The 17481-nt window shown below is 70.3% G+C and carries 13 protein-coding genes; all 13 read right to left on the bottom strand.

Annotation, left to right across the window (positions count from 1 at the left end; genetic code table 11):
- Nucleotides 1-112 precede the first annotated feature (112 nt).
- The gene (locus tag ACZ61C_RS22345; RefSeq protein WP_465309647.1) at nucleotides 113-4060 is read right to left on the bottom strand and encodes a ThuA domain-containing protein; all 3948 of its coding nucleotides are present in this window, start codon (nucleotides 4058-4060) and stop codon (nucleotides 113-115) included.
- A 10-nt stretch (nucleotides 4061-4070) separates the two neighbouring features.
- Complete coding sequence (locus ACZ61C_RS22340) at nucleotides 4071-5051, bottom strand: multicopper oxidase domain-containing protein (protein ID WP_465309645.1); 981 nt, start codon at nucleotides 5049-5051, stop codon at nucleotides 4071-4073.
- Nucleotides 5052-5070: 19 nt separating this feature from the next.
- Entirely contained in the window at nucleotides 5071-5925 is an 855-nt protein-coding gene (locus ACZ61C_RS22335; protein WP_465309643.1) for a TIM barrel protein, read from the bottom strand.
- A gap of 9 nt (nucleotides 5926-5934) precedes the next feature.
- Nucleotides 5935-6939 (bottom strand): sugar phosphate isomerase/epimerase family protein, encoded by a 1005-nt coding sequence (locus ACZ61C_RS22330; RefSeq protein ID WP_465309641.1) that lies wholly within the window; start codon nucleotides 6937-6939, stop codon nucleotides 5935-5937.
- Nucleotides 6936-8078 carry a Gfo/Idh/MocA family protein gene (locus ACZ61C_RS22325; RefSeq protein ID WP_465309639.1) on the bottom strand — a complete coding sequence of 381 codons (1143 nt, stop codon included), beginning with the start codon at nucleotides 8076-8078 and terminating at the stop codon, nucleotides 6936-6938. The genes ACZ61C_RS22330 and ACZ61C_RS22325 overlap by 4 nt, the downstream gene beginning before the upstream one ends.
- Before the next feature lie 94 nt (nucleotides 8079-8172).
- A complete protein-coding gene (locus tag ACZ61C_RS22320; protein ID WP_465309637.1) occupies nucleotides 8173-9228 on the bottom strand; it encodes a substrate-binding domain-containing protein in 1056 nt (351 codons plus the stop codon).
- Nucleotides 9229-9248: 20 nt separating this feature from the next.
- Nucleotides 9249-10247 (bottom strand): ABC transporter permease, encoded by a 999-nt coding sequence (locus ACZ61C_RS22315; RefSeq protein ID WP_465309635.1) that lies wholly within the window; start codon nucleotides 10245-10247, stop codon nucleotides 9249-9251.
- The gene (locus ACZ61C_RS22310) at nucleotides 10244-11746 is read right to left on the bottom strand and encodes a sugar ABC transporter ATP-binding protein (protein ID WP_465309633.1); all 1503 of its coding nucleotides are present in this window, start codon (nucleotides 11744-11746) and stop codon (nucleotides 10244-10246) included. Before ACZ61C_RS22310 ends, ACZ61C_RS22315 begins: the two co-directional genes overlap by 4 nt.
- Complete coding sequence (locus ACZ61C_RS22305; protein ID WP_465309631.1) at nucleotides 11743-12903, bottom strand: ROK family protein; 1161 nt, start codon at nucleotides 12901-12903, stop codon at nucleotides 11743-11745. The genes ACZ61C_RS22310 and ACZ61C_RS22305 overlap by 4 nt, the downstream gene beginning before the upstream one ends.
- Nucleotides 12904-13170: 267 nt before the next feature.
- Nucleotides 13171-14373: an ROK family transcriptional regulator gene (locus ACZ61C_RS22300; protein ID WP_465309629.1), complete on the bottom strand. Its 1203-nt coding sequence runs from the start codon at nucleotides 14371-14373 to the stop codon at nucleotides 13171-13173.
- A 68-nt stretch (nucleotides 14374-14441) separates the two neighbouring features.
- A complete protein-coding gene (locus ACZ61C_RS22295; protein ID WP_465309627.1) occupies nucleotides 14442-15263 on the bottom strand; it encodes a hypothetical protein in 822 nt (273 codons plus the stop codon).
- A gap of 19 nt (nucleotides 15264-15282) precedes the next feature.
- Nucleotides 15283-17040, bottom strand: a complete 1758-nt coding sequence (locus tag ACZ61C_RS22290; RefSeq protein WP_465309625.1) for a hypothetical protein — start codon at nucleotides 17038-17040, stop codon at nucleotides 15283-15285.
- A gap of 4 nt (nucleotides 17041-17044) precedes the next feature.
- A complete protein-coding gene (locus ACZ61C_RS22285; RefSeq protein ID WP_465309623.1) occupies nucleotides 17045-17416 on the bottom strand; it encodes a hypothetical protein in 372 nt (123 codons plus the stop codon).
- Between the last annotated feature and the right edge of the window lie 65 nt (nucleotides 17417-17481).

Here is a 17481-nt window from a genome sequence, read left to right as displayed (position 1 = left end):
GAGGATGCAGGACACGACAAGAGACCCTCGTTGGGGGGGGGAGCCTTTCTCCCTGTCCCCCCCCCCCCCCCCCCCCCCCCCCCCCCCCCCCCCCCCCCCCGCCGCGGCCGTGCTACAGCTGCCGCACCCGGATGTTGCGGAACTCGGTCAGATCGTTGTCGCTGTGGTTCTGCAGCCCGATGAACCCGCTGACGAACTGCCGCAGGTCGGTCGGCGGGTCCCCGGCGCGCGAGGACTGCTGACCCGGCGTGTTGTCGAACTCGTTGATCACCACGCCGTTGCGGATCATCGTGTAGTGCTGCCCGACGACCTTGATCTCGTACTCGTTCCAGGTGCCCTTCGGCCGCGCGCCCGCCTGGTCGAGCGGGCGCGGGTCGAAGTTGTAGACCGACCCGGTCTTCTGCGGCTCACCGCTGTCGCCGTCGTAGATCTGGATCTCGTGACCGCAGTAGATCGCGACCCACGCCTGCGACGTCCGCGCCGAGCCGACCGTTCCGCAGCTGCCCGGCGGCCGCTGCTCCAGCGGCGTCCGCGGGTCCGGGAACCGGACGAAGACCCCGCTGTTGGCCCGGAAGGTGTCCGGGGCGATGTCCTTGAACTGGACCTTCACCGAGAAGTCGCCGAACTGCCGCTGGGCGTACCAGAGCATGCCCAGCCCGCCGGCCGACCGGATCGACCCGTCGGGTTGCAAGGAGAACTGCCCCGACGGCGCCTGTTCCCAGCCGCGCAACGACTCCGCCGTGCCGTCGAAGAGCGCGTCGTAACCGGTGGTGCCCGGATTCCCGATCGGGGACGCCTTGGCCGCGGTTTTCAGCTCGGTCACCTCGGCCTTGCTGAGCACCCCGAGCTCCTTGAGCGTCGCGGTGGCCTGGTCGACGTGGTTGACGAACGCGGCGTGCGTGCTCCACGTGCCTTCGTCGTCGATGAAGTCGTCGACCGTGCAGCCGCCACCCGCGTTGCGGTTCACCACCTTAGTGATCGTGTCGCCCAAGGTCACCACTGGACTCGGATCGGCCACCACGCAGCCGATGTTCACCGCCGACCGGGTGGTCACCGCTTCGCCGTCCGCGTAGGTCACGGTCAGCTTGGCGGTGAAGACGCCGGTGCGCGGATAGGTGTGCCGCGGGTCGGCCTGCGTCGACACCGAGCCGTCGCCGAACTCCCAGCGGTAGGACACGCCGCCGGACTTCGACCCGGTGAACGCCGCCGTCAGCGCCTTGTTCTGCACCAGCGTCGACGACGCGGCCGGCGCCGGGGTCGGCGCTCCGCCGGTGTAGCTGATCTTCAGCAGCTTCTGGTTGGCGTCCAGGGAGAAGAAGCCGTTGCCGTAGTCCAGGACGTACAGCGCGCCGTCCGGCCCGAACTTGGCGTCCATCCAGCTCTGCACCTTGGTGTCCCCCGAGCCGCCCGGGATGATCTGGCGGAACGTCTCGGCGAACACCGGCGGCTGGTGCGTCGGCACGCCCGCCGGGTCGACGGTCACCGCGACCCGGTTCTGGGAGTTGGACTCGTCGCCGATGAACCACTTGTTGTCCCAGTACGCCGGCCACGCCACGCCGCTGTTCGTGTTGACCAGCGAACGGTGGTACGTCGGCCCGGACATGACCGCCTGGCCGCCACCGCGCAGGTAGGGCTGGGTGTAGGTGGCGTCCGCCGCGTTGTACGTCGGGATGGAGCTGTTGGGGCGGTTGGGGAAGACCGGGCCACCGCCGTCGGGCGAGTACCAGATCATGTTGTCCTTGATCGGCGGCAGGTTCACCAGGCCGGTGTTGCGCGGCGAGGTGTTGACCGGGTTGTTGCAGTCGTACCAGCCGGTCAGCTCCGCGGCGTTCGTGCTGCTGCGGTCGCGGTAGGGCTGCCGGTTGCCCATGCAGTACGGCCAGCCGTGGTTGCCCGCCTCGGTGATGATCGTCGCCGTCTCGTACTTCGCCGGGCCGAGCTCCGGGCTCGGCGAAGACGCGTCGGGGCCGACCCAGCCCGCGGTCATCCAGTTGTGCACCGGGTCGATCTGCAACCGGGAGATGTTGCGGACGCCCATCACGTAGATCTCCGGGCGCGTCTTGTCCGCCGGCCCGTTCGGGAAGAGGTTGCCCTGCGGGATGGTGTACGTCCCGTTCGCCTCCGGGTGGATGCGCAGGATCTTGCCGTCGAGGTCGTTCGTGTTGCCCGCCGTGCGGCGCGCGTCCTGGAACGAGATGCCCTTGTAGTCGAGCGTCCAGTTGTTGCCCGAGTAGCCGTTCGAACCGCCCGAGGAGTTGTTGTCCCCGGACCCGACGTAGAGGTTGCCGTCCTTGTCGAACGCCATGCCGCCGCCCGCGTGGCAGCAGCTGTGGATCTGGACGTCCCAGGACAGCAGGTCCTTGCGGGTGGCCTGGTCGAGCGTCTGCTTCGCCAGGTCGTAGGTGAAGCGGGACACCGTGCGCTTGCCGATCCGCTTGTCGCGGTCGATCGACGCGTGCGGCATCCAATAGGCGTACATGTAGCCGTTTTCGGTGAACTTCGGGTCCAGCGTCAGCCCGAGCAGGCCCTCTTCGTTCTTGACCAGCTCGTCACCGCTGCCGCGGTTGCCCATCACCGGCAACGTCGTGAGCAGCTTGACCTTCTTGGTGGCCGGGTCCCACTGGTGGACCGTGCCGCAGCCGAGGCCGACGTTCGGGTCGTCCCAGCTGACGATCGGCCCGGTCGGGCAGGCCGCCTTGCCGATGTAGAACACCTTGCCGTCGGGGGCGATGGTGAGGCCGTGCGGCTCGCCGATCTGGTCGAGCTGCCCGGCCGCGTTCTTGTCGGTCAGCCGCTCGACCTTGTAGTTCGCGGCGATCCCGGCCTGGCAGTCGCCACGCACCATGCCGGTCGTCCAGCGCAGCGCGCCGAGCAGGTGCTGCCGGAACTGCGCCTCGCCGTACGACCCTTCGGTGCGGCCCATGCCGGTGTAGAAGGAGCGGCCACCGTCGTAGTCGCGGCACCAGGAGATCGGGTGGAACGCGCCGTTCGCGCCGACCCCCGGGTTGTAGCCCTTCTCCTCGACCTGCGCGACCGTGTGGACGGTGCCGACCGGGTTGGACTCCCAGTTGAGCCAGCGGTCCGTGCGCGTCCAGTTCTGCGGCAGCCCGGCGGTGGCCGGGTGCTGGGCGTCGAGGACGTCGACGACGGCCTGCTGCGGCGCCGGCTCGGGCGGCGGCGGGGTCGTCGAGGTGTCCTTGAACAGCTTGAGGTCGGCCAGCTGGATGAGCGGCTCACCCGAGTTCGCGGTGATGTTGAGCCGGTAGTTCGGGTAGACCGTCGTGTTGGCGAAGGTGAACGTCCGGGTCTGGAACCGGTCGGTGAACACCTCGTTCGTGCGGGTGTCCAGGTCGGTCCAGGCCTGCCCGTCGGCCGAACCCTGCAGGGTCCAGCTCTTCGGGTCGCGGCCCGGGAAGTCGTTCGCCGACACCAGCGAGTAGCTGCTGACCGCGACCGGGGTGGCCAGCTTGTAGGCGGCCCAGCCGGTCGTCGCGAACGTCAGCCACTTGGTGTTCTCGTTGTTGTCGGCCAGTTTCTCCTTGGTCTCGTTCGGCGGGTTCTCCGCGCTGGCCGTCACCGAAGCCACGGCCTCGGGGGTCGGCCGCGCGCCGACCGGGCGGGCGCCGATCAGGCCGGTGAACCACTGGGACGAGTCCTGCGCGCGGGCCGCGTCGGAGATGCCGAGGAACCCGCCGCCGGCCTTCATGTAGGCCTGCAGCGCGGCTTCCTGGTCACGGCTGAGCGTGACGCCCTGCGCGGACAGGAACACCACGCCGCGGTAGCGCGCGAGGTTCGCCGCGCTGAACACGGCGGGGTCGGACGAAGCCGTCACCGTGATGCCGTTGTCCGAGCCCAGCCGCGCGATCGCGTCCGCCGCGCGCAGCACCGGGTCCTTCTGGCCGTCCGCCGCGCCGTGGAAGACCAGCACGTTGACCGGGACGTTCACCGCGGCGGGCGCCGCCTGGGCCACCGGCTGCACGATCAGCGGGGCCCCGGCCGCGAGCACCGCCCCGATGGCGAGCACGAGCGCCCCGCGCCTGCCGAACCATCGTCTCCTCATGACTGCCCTCCTAAGAATGGGTGTGGGCGTCCGGGGTCATCGAGTGCCCCGAATGGTCGTGCTGCTTGAACCGGTCGAGCGCCTCCTGCGCGCCGTCCGGCAGGCTGCCGTCGGCGTTGCGGACCAGGAACACGCCCACCATCCCGCCGTCGGAGTGGGTCTGGACGTGGCAGTGGTACATCCACACCCCCGGCCCGACACCCTCGCCGGCGATGATCTGGAAGCCGAACGAGCTGCCGGGGTCGAGGTTCTTGTTGTCGACGGCCTGCACGTTGTCGTTGGCACTGCTCAACATCCCGGTCCGGGTGTCGGCCCAGCGGTGCCCGTGCAGGTGGAACGTGTGCGGCAGGCTGCCGTACCCGACGCACACCCACTCGACGCGCTCGCCGAGCCGCGCCTCGAGGATCGGGGTGTCGGGCGCCATCTTGTGGTTGATCATCATCTCGTTGAACACGACCGTGTACTGCCTGCTGGGCAGCAGGTCCCCGCGCTTGCGCACGATCAGGCCGCCGTAGAGCCCGCGCGCGAGGCCGGCGGTGCCGTGGTCGGTGCCCATCGCGTGGTCGTGGTAGTGCCAGTAGCCGGCGCTGCCCGGCATCCAGAACCCGCCGCTCGCCTCGTAGCGGGTCCGCGTCTTCCAGGTGTAGGTCCGCGTCTCACCCGGGTTGTTGAACGACGCGTTGAGCGGGGCGCCGTCGGACGCGGTGTCGTAGTTGACGCCGTGCGGGTGGATCGACAGCCGCTGGTCGGTCCGGTTGACCAGTTCGATCTCGAGGGTGTCGGCCTCGTAGATCTCCAGCAGCGGTCCCGGGATCGTGGCCTTGCCCGGCTCGAGGCCGTAGCCGTAGAGGCCGCCGGGAAGCGCTTCCGCGTAGATCGTGATCTTGCGGGTCAGACCCGCCGCCGACGCCGAGTCGGCGCCCACGCCGATGGCGGGCACGAGCACCCCCGCGGCGGTTCCGGCCAGCATCGACCGACGTGACACTCGCATGTGGATTTCCCCCGGGGTCTCAGAACCGCACGGTGCGGAGGTATTCGAAGCCGACCTTGGCGGTGTTGAGCGGGTCGGCCGGCTGGTCGTGCTCGACGATGTACTCGCCGATGTTGTGGCAGGACGCGGCGAAGATGCGCGGGAAGTTGATGACGCCGGCGCCGGGGTCGACCATCTGGCCGTCCGCGGTCCGGTCCTTCACGTGGTACTGGGTCACGCGCGGGTAGTTGCGCCGGAACAGCTCGACCGGGTCCGCGCCGCCGTTGACCGCCCAGAAGAGGTCGATCTCCAGGTGCACGTCCCGCTTGTTCGTGTTCTTCGTGAGGACGTCGTACGGGACCACCCCGCCGATCGGGGCGAACTCGTGGTCGTGGTTGTGGTAACCCAGCGCGAGCCCGGCCTTCTTCAAGGTCGCCCCGGCGGTGTTCATGCGGCCCGCGAAGGCCTCCCACTCGGCGATGGTGCCGAAGTTCGCGTAGGGCACCACGACGGAGCGGTTGCCGAGGACCTTCGCGTCGGCGATGGTCTGGTTCAGGTCGCCGTCGATGCCGACGTGCGTCGAGGACGCCTTGATGTGGTTGCGGTCGAGGATGGCGCGGAACTCGGCGGCGCTGCGGCCGTACGTCCCGGCCAGCTCGACCTTCCGGTAGCCGATGTCGGCCAGTGCGGAGAGCGTGCCTTCGGGGTCGTTCTGCAGCAGGGACCGCAGCGAGTAGAGCTGGATGCTGATCTTGTCGATCGGGACCCGCTGCCGGGCCTGGGCCGCGTCCGCGGTGCCGGGCAGCGCGATGGCCGCCGCCCCCACCGTGAGGGCCGCCGTCGCCACGTTCAGGAACGTCCTTCGGGAGTGCTGCTCTGGCCTGTCACCGCACATGGAACTCCCTCATCTCTGGTTGCTGAAAGCCGCGTCGAAAGCCGCCGACGGCTGGTCGAACAGGTGCTCGCGCAGGTACTTCACCGCCTCCGCCGCGCCGCGGAGGCGGTCCATCCCGGCGTCTTCCCACTCCACCGAGACGGGACCGGTGTAGCCGATCGAGTTCAGCGCCCGGAAGCAGTCCTCCCAGGGGACGTCGCCGTGGCCGACGGACACGAAGTCCCAGCCGCGCCGCGGATCGGCCCACGCCAGGTGCGAGCCGAGCCGGCCGTTGCGGCCGTCGAAGCGCTTCCTCGTGTCCTTGCAGTCGACGTGGTAGATCCGGTCGGCGAAGTCGAGGATGAACCCGACCGGGTCGAGGTCCTGCCAGACGAAGTGCGACGGGTCCCAGTTCAGCCCGAACGCGGGCCGGTGGTCCACGGCCTCGAGAGCCCGCTTGGTCGTCCAGTAGTCGTACGCGATCTCCGAGGGGTGCACTTCGTGCGCGAACCGGACGCCGACCTCGTCGAAGACGTCGAGGACCGGGTTCCAGCGACACGCGAAGTCTTCGTAACCGTCAACGATGACATCGCGCGTGACCGGCGGAAACATCGCGACGTACTGCCAGATCTTCGACCCGGTGAAGCCGATGACGGTGTCGACGCCGAGCTTCGCCGCCGCCCGCGCGGTGTCGGCCATTTCCGCGGCCGCCCGCTGCCGGACGCCCTCGGGTTCGCCGTCACCCCAGATCCGGGACGGGAGGATCGCGCGGTGCCGGTGGTCGATCGGGTCGTCGCAGACGGCCTGCCCGACGAGGTGGTTCGAGATCGCCCACACCTTGAGCCCGTGCTCGGCGAGCAGCGCCAGCCGTCCCGGCACGTAGTCCTCTTCGGACAGTGCCCGGTCGACCTCGAAGTGGTCGCCGGAGCAGGCGATTTCGAGGCCGTCGTACCCCCACTCGGAGGCGAGCTTGCAGACTTCGGTGAACGGCAGGTCCGCCCACTGGCCGGTGAACAGCGTGACCGGACGGCTCATCGGGGCACCTCGGTCCACGAGGCTTGAGCGGAAGCGCTTACCTCGACCGCGTGCAGCACGCGCTGGACCCGCAGGCCGTCCTCGAAGCTCGGCTCGGGATCGGTGCCCGTGCCGATGGCCTGCAGGAGGTCCGCGACCTCGTTGGTGAACGTGTGCTCGTACCCGAGGAGGTGGCCCGGCGGCCACCACACCCCGACGTACGGGTGCTCGGGTTCGGTGACGAGGATGCGGCGGAAACCGGCCTCGGTGCCGCCGCCCTCGTACCACTGCAGCTCGTTCATCGACTCGAAGTCGAACGCCAGGCTCGCCTTCGAGCCGTTGACCTCCAGCCGCATCGCGTTCTTGCGGCCGAGCGCGAACCGCGTCGCCTCGAAGCTCGCCACGGCGCCCCCGGACAGCCGGGCGAGGAACAACGCGGTGTCGTCGACCGTCACGTCGTCCGTCCCGCCGGTCTCGGACGGCCGTTGCTTCACGAAGGTGTTCGTCAGCGCGGAAACCCCGGTGATCGTCTCGCCGGTGACGAACTGCGCCGCGTCGACGATGTGCGCGCCGAGGTCGCCCAGCGCACCCGACCCGGCGGATTCCTTCCGGAGCCGCCAGGTCATCGGCGCCTGCGGGTCCGACAGCCAGTCCTGCAGGTAGACCGACCGCACGTGCCGGATCTCGCCGAGCGCCCCGCTCGCGACCAGTTTCCTGGCGTGCGCGAGCGCGGGCACCCGGCGGTAGTTGAACGCGACCATGGCTCGGACCCCGCGCTCCCGGGCCTTCCGCGCCGCCTCGGCCATCGCCTCGGCCTCCGTGACCGAGTTGGCCAGGGGTTTCTCGCACAGCACGTGCTTCCCGGCGTCCAGCGCGGCGATCGCGATCTCCGCGTGGCTGTCCCCCGGGGTGCAGACGTCGACCAGGCCGACGTCGTCGCGGGCGATCAGCTTCCGCCAGTCGGTCTCGACGGCCTCCCAGCCGAACTTGGCCGCCGCGTCACCGGCCCGCTTCTCGTCGCGACCGGCGAGGACGGCGAGTCGCGGCACCAGCGGTGGGTCGAAGAACCGGTGGACGCTGCGCCAGGCGTGCGAATGCACCGCACCCATGAACGCGTGGCCCACCATCCCGATCCCGATGGTTTCCCGTGCCGGGCTCATACCCCTCCTTTGATACGTTCGGTGCAAGTCCTCGTGAGTGGTAATTAGGGTTCTAACCCGAATTACCACTCACGACAGCCGCGGAAGACTTCGGTCAGGAGTCGAAGCCGACGTCGAGGTACTGGTCGACGTTCTCCTTGGTGACCACCGCGGAGTACGTGGTGATCTCGGCCGGGATGTCGTGCTCGGCGAGGTCGCCGATCCCCTTGCCCTGCCCGAGCAGGCGCGCGAGGGCGATCGCCGTCGAGGCCATCGACGGGCTGTAGAGCACGGTCGCCTTGATCGGCGAGCTGTCGGCCTTGATCAGGTTCATCATGTTCTTCGAGCCGGCGCCGCCGACCATGATGAACTCCTTGCGGCCCGCGGTGTCGATCGCCGCGTTGACGCCGATGCCCTGGTCGTCGTCGTGGTTCCACAGCGCGTCCAGCTTGGGCGCGCCCTGGAGCAGGTTCGCGGTCTGCTGCTCACCCGACTCCGAGGTGAACTGCGCCGAAACCCGCGGCCCGACCTTGAACCCGGCCCGCCCGAGCGCGTCCGCGAAGCCCTTGCTGCGTTCCTGGGTCAGCGGCAGCGAGTCGATTCCGGCGACCTCGCCGATGATCGGGTTCGCGACGTTCTTCTTCTTGAGCTCCGCGGCGAGGTAGTTGCCCGCGTTGACGCCCATCCGGTAGTTGTCGCCGCCGATCCAGGTTCTATACGCGAGCGGGGTGTCGAAGACGCGGTCCAGGTTGATCACCGGGATGCCGGCGTCCATCGCCTGCTGCCCGGCCGAGGTGAGCGCCTTGCCGTCGAAGGGCAGGATCACCAGGACGTCGACCTTGGCGTTGATCAGCGTCTCCACCTGGGAGATCTGCTGGTTGACGTCGTTGGTGCCTTCGGTGGCGTTGAGCTTCACCTCGGTGAACTTCTGCGCCTGGGCCTTGGCGTTCTTGGTGATCGCCGCGATCCAGCCGTGGTCGGCGGCCGGCGCGGAGAAGCCGATGGTGACCGGCTTTCCGGGCTGGGCGTTGTTGCCCGCGTTCGCGACCGGCGCGTTGGACTCCGAGTTCGCGGGCGTGTTCGACGTGCAGCCGGCCAGCAGCGCGCCGGCGCCGACGGCGGCTCCGCCCAGCAGGAATCCCCGGCGGCCGAGGAAGGGTTGTTCGGTCATGACGGCCTCCAAAGGTGGTACTACGGACCGGTCCTGGCTTTCCTGGCCCGGAACTGCAAGAGCACGGCGAGGACGATGATCACGCCCTTGGCGATGTTCTGGATGTCGGTGTCCAGGTTGTTGAGCGTGAAGAGGTTGGACAGCACGGTGAAGATCAGCACGCCGATCAGGGTGCCGATCAGCGAGCCGCGGCCGCCGGTGAGCAGCGTGCCGCCGATGACCACCGCCGCGATCGCGTCGAGCTCGTAGAACATGCCGTTGGTCGACGCGCCGGCGGTCGTCCGCGCGACGACCATGAGCGCGGCGATCCCGCAGCACAGCCCGGCGACGCCGTACACGAGCGCGAGGTGCCGCTTCACATTGATCCCGGCCAGCCGCGACGCCTCGGCGTTGCCGCCGACCGCGTAGGTCCGCCGCCCGAACGTGGTGCGGTTGAGCACCACCCAGCCGACCGCGAACACGAGCGCGAACAGCCAGATCAGCACCGGGATGCCCAGCAGGTCACCGCGGAAGAAGGTGAGGAAGTCCTGGTCGGCGACCACCTGCGTGCGGCGGCCGCTGAGCCGTTCGGCGAGCCCGCGCGCCGAGACGTACATCGCGAGCGTCGCGATGAACGGCACGACCTTGCCGTAGGAGACAAGCACGCCGTTGACCAGCCCGCAGCCGAGGCCGACGGCGAGTCCACAGAGGACCATCACCCACGGCCCGTAGGACTGCGTGGCCAGGGTCGTCAGCCAGACGCTGGAGAGCGCGACGATCGAGCCGACGGACAGGTCGATACCACCGCTGATGATCACGAACGTCATCCCGACGCTCACCACGCCGATCGCCGCGGCGAGCCGCAGGATCGTCGAGATGTTGCTTTCGGTGAAGAACAGCTCGGGCCGGGTGAACTGGCCGACCAGGCACAGCACGACGAGCACGGCGGCCAGGCCGAGCAGCCGCGGGTCGGCCCGGAAGGCGAACCGCCGTCCTTCGGTGGTCACCGCCTTGCGTGGTGGCGCTTCGGTGTCGGTCATGCCGCACTCCCCTCGAGAATCACGTCGAGCACCGCGGCCTCGGTCAGCCCACCGGAGGGCCGGTCGGCGAGGACCTGGCCCTCGCGCAGCACCAGCACCCGGTCGGACAGCCCCAGCACCTCGGGGATCTCACTGGACACCAGCACGATCGCGACGCCGGTCGCGGCCAGCTCGTCGATCAGCCGGTACAGCTCGGCGCGCGCGCCGACGTCGACCCCGCGCGTGGGCTCGTCCAGCAGCAGCACCCGGCAGCCGCGGACCAGCCAGCGGGCGAGCACCGCCTTCTGCTGGTTGCCGCCCGAGAGCGTGCGGACGATCCGGCGCGGGTCGGCCGGGCGCAGGTCGAGACGGCGCAGGCTGGCGCCGGCGTCGTTGAGCTCCTTGCCGCGCTCGGTGAACCCGAGCTTCGCGTAGCGGCCGAGGCTCGCGAGGGTCACGTTGTGCACCACCGGCAGGTCGAGCAGCAGGCCCTGGCTCTTGCGCTCCTCCGGGGCGAGCCCGACACCGGCCTTGACGGCGGCCCGGATGTCGCCCGGGCTCAGCGGCTTCCCTTCCACCGCAACGGTTCCGCGGTCGGCCTTGCGCGCGCCGAAGATCGTCTCCAGCAGCTCGCTGCGGCCGGACCCGACCAGGCCGGCGATCCCGACGACCTCCCCGGCGTGGACGGTGAAGCTCACGTTCTCGAACTCCCCGGCCCGGGACAGGCACTCGACCTCGAGCGCCCGCTTGCTCCGGTCGGCGTGGCCGTCGTGACGCGGCCCGAAGACCGTCTCCACCTTGCGCCCGGCCATCAGCGCGACGAGGTCGGCGGTCGGCGTGGTGCGCGCGTCGAGCCCGGTGCCGACGGTCCGGCCGTCTTTGAGCACGGTCACCCGGTGCCCGATCCGGCGCAGCTCCTCGAGCCGGTGCGAGATGTAGACGACCGCGACGCCGTCCGCGGTCAGCTCGCCGACGATGCGGAAGAGGTTGTCGACCTCCTCGCCGGCCAGCGCGGCGGTGGGCTCGTCCATCACGAGCAGCTTGGCGTCGTGGGCCAGCGCGCGGGCCATCGAGACGAGCTGCTGGCCCGCCGCCGAGAGCCGGCCGACCTCGTCCGACGGCCGGATGCCGGGGTGGCCCAGCCGCGCCATCAGCCGGGCAGCCTCGTCGCGGGCCTGGGAGATCCGCGTGAACCCGAAGCGGGCGCGTTCGTGGCCGAGGAAGATGTTGTCCGCCACCGAAAGCCCGGGCACGAGGTCGAGCTCCTGGTACATGGTGGCGATGCCCAGGCGCAGCGCGTCGACCGGGGAGCCGAGGTTTGCCGGCTCCCCCTGCCAGGTGATCTCCCCCGCGTCCGGCTGGTGCGCGCCGGCGAGGACCTTGATCAGCGTCGACTTCCCGGCGCCGTTCTGGCCGAGCAGGCAGTGCACCTCGCCGGGTTCGACGTCGAGGTCGACCCCGTCGAGCGCGCGCACCCCCGGGAAGGACTTCACGATCCCGCGGACGGAAAGCAGGCTCATACCGAGGCCTCCTCGGTGGCGGGGACGAGGGTCGGGTCGGCGAAGAGCCGTTCGGCCGCGACGTGCGCGGCGCCCCGCAGGGGAGCTTCGAGGCCGAGCTCGGACGGCACCACGCGGGCGTGGCCCAGCGGCCGGGCGGAGAGCTCGACGCGGACCGGTTCGACCAGCCACGGCCCGAGCTCCGCGAAGTACCCGCCCAGCACCACGACGTCCGGGTCGAGCACGTCGACCACAGTGGACAGTGCGACGCCGAGCGCGACACCCAGCTCGTGCACCGCGGTGACCGCACGCTGGTCACCGAGGCGGACTCGCTCGGTGAGCAGCGCGACCCGCTCGGCCACACCGAGCGCGGGGTCCTGCAGCCGGTCCCCCGGCGCCGCCGCGGCGCGCAGGACGGCGGCCAGGTTCGCCTTGGTCTCGAGGCAGCCGGTCCGGCCGCAGGCGCAGCGCTCGCCGGACGGGTCGACGTTGATGTGCCCGACCTCGCCCGCGAAGCCCCGCGCGCCGCGCAGGATCGCCCCGCCGGACACGAGCCCGCCGCCGACGGCCGTCCCGCCGCTGAGGTAGAACAGCTCGCCGGCTCCGGTGAGCGACTCGGCGAGCGCGCCCAGGTTGGCTTCGTTGTCGACGGCGACCGCGTCGACGGGCAGGTTCAGGCGCGCCGCCATCAGGCCGGCGATCTCCGCGTCGCGCCACCGCAGGGCGGGGGCGAACCGCAGCACGGCGGCGGCCGAGTCGACCAGCCCGGGCACCGAGATCGCGACGCCGACGGGCGGGCCGGGCAGCACGCGGTGGGCGAGGTGGGCGAGCTCGTCCATGCCTCGCTGCAGCCCGGCCGCGGCGACGTCGACGGTCTCGGCGTGCTCGGCCAGTACCCGGCCGGACAGGTCGGTGACCACCGCCGACAGCCGGTCCGCCTCGATGCTCAGAGCCAGCGCGTATGCGTCTTCGCCGTCCAGCTCGACCAGCCGGCTCGGTCGGCCGTTGCCGGGAAGGACCCCGGCGGGCCGGACGAGGCCACGCTCGGCGAGCTCGGCGAGCAGGCCGGGAACCGCCGACTTCGCGACCCCGCAGCGGGCTGCCAGCTGCGTGCGCGAGAGCGGTCCGCCCCGGAGCGCCCGCAGGACGGCGGCCAGGTTGGCCGTACGCGGGCTCACCGGTTCGGCTCGCCTGGCACCGGTCTTGGCCACATTGCCCTCACCTAAGCTGCGCTTTGAACGGACTTTGTCACGCAGGATGCGAAAGTAGGGTGACGGCCATCACCCGTCAAGGTGAAGACGGCGTGTTAAGTCCCGTTTTCACCCGGATAGACGCGCGGAAGTGTGCAGACTTTCGATTCGAGAGTGCAAAAGTCTGTCCAGTTTGAGCACTACTGCGAGGACAGGGTCAGCAACCAAGGGTGAGCCCCCTACCGCAGGCCAGGGTCAGCTGCTGAGCGTGAACGCCCGATCCGTCGCCGACCAAGCCGCACCGATCACCCCGGCCGTGTCCCCCAGCTCGGACAGCACGATCGGCAGGTTGCCCGTCGCCAGCGGCAACGACCGCCGGTACACCGCGCTACGCAGCTCGGCGAGCAGCTGGTGCCCGAGCTGCGCGACCCCGCCGCCGATCACCACCATGCCCGGGTTGATGAACGAGACCAGCGACGCGACGACCTGGCCGAGCCGGCGCCCGCCGTCGCGGATCAGGTTGACCGCGCCGAAGTCGCCCGCCGCGGCCGCGCGGCCGACGTCGCGGGCGGTGACCGCCCCGTGTTCGGCGGCCACCTCGGCGAGGTGGGCCGAGCGGCCGCTGCGGGCCAGGGCCAGCCCGTCGCGGGCCAGCGCGGCCCCGCCGAAGTAGGCCTCCAGGCAGCCGACCTCCCCGCAGGCGCAGGTCGGGCCGTAGTCGTCGAGGCGGATGTGCCCGATGTCGCCCGCCGTGCCGGCGACCCCGCGGTAGACCCTGCCGCCGAGCACGATCCCGCAGCCGATCCCGGTGCCGATCTTGACGAACATCAGGTCGTCGGTGGAGCGCGCGACCCCGGCGTGCCGTTCGCCGAGCGCCATCGCGTTGACGTCGTTGTCGACCGCCACCGGGCAGCCCCAGAGCCCGCCGAGGTGGTCTCGCACGTTGAACCGGTCCCAGCCGGGCATGATCGGCGGGGCGACGGCCATGCCTTCGGCGAAGCTGACCGGCCCCGGCAGCCCGATGCCCGCGGCGACCAGCTTGCCGGGCGCGCCGTCCCGGACCTTCGCCGCCAGCTCGGCCACCCGGCGCAGCACTGGGTGCGGCCCCTGCCGGACGTCGCAGTCCTCGACGGTGTGCGCGAGCACCTCGCACGAAGCGTCGGTGACGGCCACCCCGACCGACGTCGCGCCGACGTCCACCGCGAGCACCCGCAGCTCACCCGAAAGCCGCACCAAGGTCGACCGGCGCCCGCCCCGGCTGGCCGACGGCCCGGCGGTCTCGACGAGGCCGACCTCGTCGAGCCGGGCCACCTCGGCCCCGACGCGGGCGCGCGGCAGCTCGAGCCGCTCGCCCAGCTCGACCCGCGACATCGGGCCTTCGTCGCGGAGCAGCGTGAGCAACCGGGTCTGGTGCCGGGTTTCGACCATCGACTGCTCCGGGGTGGATGCCGCGCTCATTCGCCTCAGCCTACGGGTCCCCGGTTCCGGCGGTGGCGGAACGACCCTCATCGCTCTCGTCGAGCTCCCTACGGTTCGACGCGCACAGCGTATCGGTACCTTTCGGGGTCCTCCCGGTTCACGTACAGCCGCTCGGGTTCGAAGAGCGCCCCTTCTTCGACGAACGAGTACATCCACCGGAACCAGTCGTCGAACCCCTGGTTCATCAGCGCTTCCGGATTCTCGAAAACCACCTTCCGGCGCCCCTGCACCCCGTACGCGATCTGGATCGCGCCGACGAAGTTCAGGAAGCCGGACGTCGTCCCGAGCGACGCCGGGGTGATGAACTGGTCGGGGTCGTCGAACTGGTTGCGGTTGAGCAGGGACAACCGGTTCGCCGCCCGGTCGCGGTCGACCACGACCGGCAGCAGGAGGTCGTCGGTGAGGCTGTACCTGTGGTGGATCTCCAGGTCGTGGATGCGCCGCTCGACCGCGGCGCCGGCCGGACCGGTCAGGTCCACAGTGGACATGTCGTGCACGAAGCGGACCGGAGCTTCGTAGGGGCACATCAGGGTCAAGCTCAACGCTTCGTCGTCGATCCGCAACCGGACGAGAGCCACGAACTGGTCGGGCACCGGACGCGCCGGGTCCGCCGAAAGGCCGGCGGCGAAGGCCCAGAAGAACGCCTTCACCACGTCTTTGGCCTCTCGCAAGGGAACCGTGCCGACCGGCCGGCGGTACGTCACGACGGGCAGCGGCATCCAGTCCGCCGGATCGGGCGGTTCCCGGGGCGCCAGCACCTTTTCCCGGTTGAGCCGGCCGAGCTCGTCGACGACGACGGCGCGGTCGTCTTCGGTCGCCAGTCCCAGCTCGGCCCGCAGGGCGTCGATCCGCCGCGTCAGGTCCGTCATCTGTCCACCACCTCTCCGGTCACACCATGCTGAGCAGCCCCGAACCCCAGTCCGCGAGCAGCGGGTCGTTGAGCACCGCGCGTCCCCGCTTCCGGACGAACTCGACCAGCGTGGCGAAGTCGTCCGGGCACCGGTGGCTCTGCCGCTGGGCGTCGAACAGCGCGGCGCTGTTCTTCCTCGTCAGCCGGACCGACGCCAGCAGGGAAGCCATGGCGAGGCCGCGCAGCCGGCCCGCCGAGCCCAGCACTCCGCCGAACCCGGCCTCGTTCAACAGCTTCGTCACCTCGTCGCGGCGCTCCACCTCGACGTGCGGCAGCGCGTGGTCGGCGGCGAGCCGCTGCTGCCACTCGGTCACGTTCCGCGCGCCGACGTCGATGAGAGCCTGCACGACCGGGTCGGCGGCGACGCGGTCGCGGGCGAACCGCCGCAGTTCGCGGAGGCTCTCCAGCGTGCCGGGTCCGTCCATGTGGTAGCCGCGGAGCTGCCGTTCGACCGGCTCGGGCAGCACCAGCGCGCCGATCTCACCGTCCACGGCGATCGACACGAAAACGGTGTCCATCCCGGGCAGGACGTATCCGATGATGGTCCCGTCGCAGGTTCCCGCCGCCCGGTGGAAGCCGTCGACGGCCGGCGCGGAGATGACCGGCGAGCCGCGCAGCTGAGCGGCGAGGCGGCCGCTCGCGCCGACCTGCACCCGGACCGGCTCGTGGATGACGCAGAACGCGTCCCGCTGCGTCATGAGCCACATCAGGCGGCTCCCGAACGCGCCGTGGTCGCCGTGGTCGGCCAGCTCGACGAGCGTGGCGTACTCGTCGAGCAGGTGCTCGACACCCTTCCGCCACAGCTCGGAGTCACCGGAAGCGTGCAGCAGCCCCTCGAAACCGGCCCGCTGCTCGGCCCGCGACCGCCACGGCAGGTAGGCACCCGGGCCGGACGGTCCGGCGGTCAGCACGTAGTCGACCATCGGCCGGAGCTCGGCCGCGGTGATGGTCGCGAGGCGGTCCAGGGAGTCGAAGAGGTGCTTGCGGACCACGAGCCACCGTTCGTTCCGGCCGTCGTCCGGCTCCAGCAGACGCGCCACCAGCCCGAAGTCGGAGAAGAAGTAGTGCACGGCGAAGAGCAGGAAGACGTCGGTGTCGGCCAGGCGTTCGTCGCGCAGCGCCAGTGAGATCCAGAGGTTCTTGACCAGGAGGTAACCGCCGAGATAGCCCTCCCGGGCCGCGAGGAGCGGTTGGGCCAGCACGTTCGACTTGCGCTTGACGAGCCGGGGACTGGTCCGGTTCTTGACGAGGTAGGACAGCACCGCTTCGTCGAGCTGTTCCGAGGCGTTCCCGGTGGCCGGCACGCTCTTGAGCAGGCGCCGCGCGTAGAGGAGGAACGTCCATTTCATCGGTGTGGAACAAACGTCGGCCGCCCGGCTGGGAATCGTGTCGAATTCGGCGAACAACGCCAGGCCTTCGATGATCGGCCACAGCATGCCCGACGCGATGTCGTAGGCCACGAAATCCAGCCCGGAACTGAAGATCACCTCTTCGGATCCCGCCGGTTCTTCGGTGATCAGGGGAAGGACGGGCCGGAAGTACAAGTACGTCAAGGCCGTGCCGACCGGGGAGGTGAAGCACCAGTGGTGCGTCAGCTCGTGGACGAACGCCGGACAGGTCGAGTCCGGCAGCTCGCCCTCGATCAAGCCGGCCAGCTGCGACCGGGCGTCGCCCGCGCTCAGCTCGCCGAAGTTGGTCACCGGGTGGGTGAAGCTCCGGAACTCCTGGGCAGCCATCGGCCTAGCCGATGAGGTCCGCGACCGGGACCTCGGCCAGCTTGCCGAGCTCGCCCAGCACCTGCTCGGAGGCCGGCCGGTCCTTCGAAAGGGAAATGTCGACCGCACGCACGACCCGCGTCCCGTCCGGGTAGACGATTTCGACCTTCTCCCGGAAACGGTCCGGCCGGTTGCGAAGGACCAAATAGGTGATCAGCCCTTTAATCGCCAACCCGCCGACGATGACGGCAAGGGTGACCGGTTCCCCGGATGAGCCGTCGGGAACGGCCGCCTCTTCGAACTCGACGTCGCCCCCGCCCGCTTCGGCGATCTGTTCTTCGATCTCCAGCTTGTCGTCGTAGCCGAGACCGGCCAGTCTTATCCGCGGCGGTTCCATGCCCGAACGATAGCTCGCGAAGAACGGGCCCGGCCCCCTTGCGCAGTCTCGGTTCAATAGCGTTA

Source organism: Amycolatopsis sp. NPDC104587 (assembly GCF_055583645.1).
This window is presented reverse-complemented; position numbering and strand designations above follow the sequence as displayed.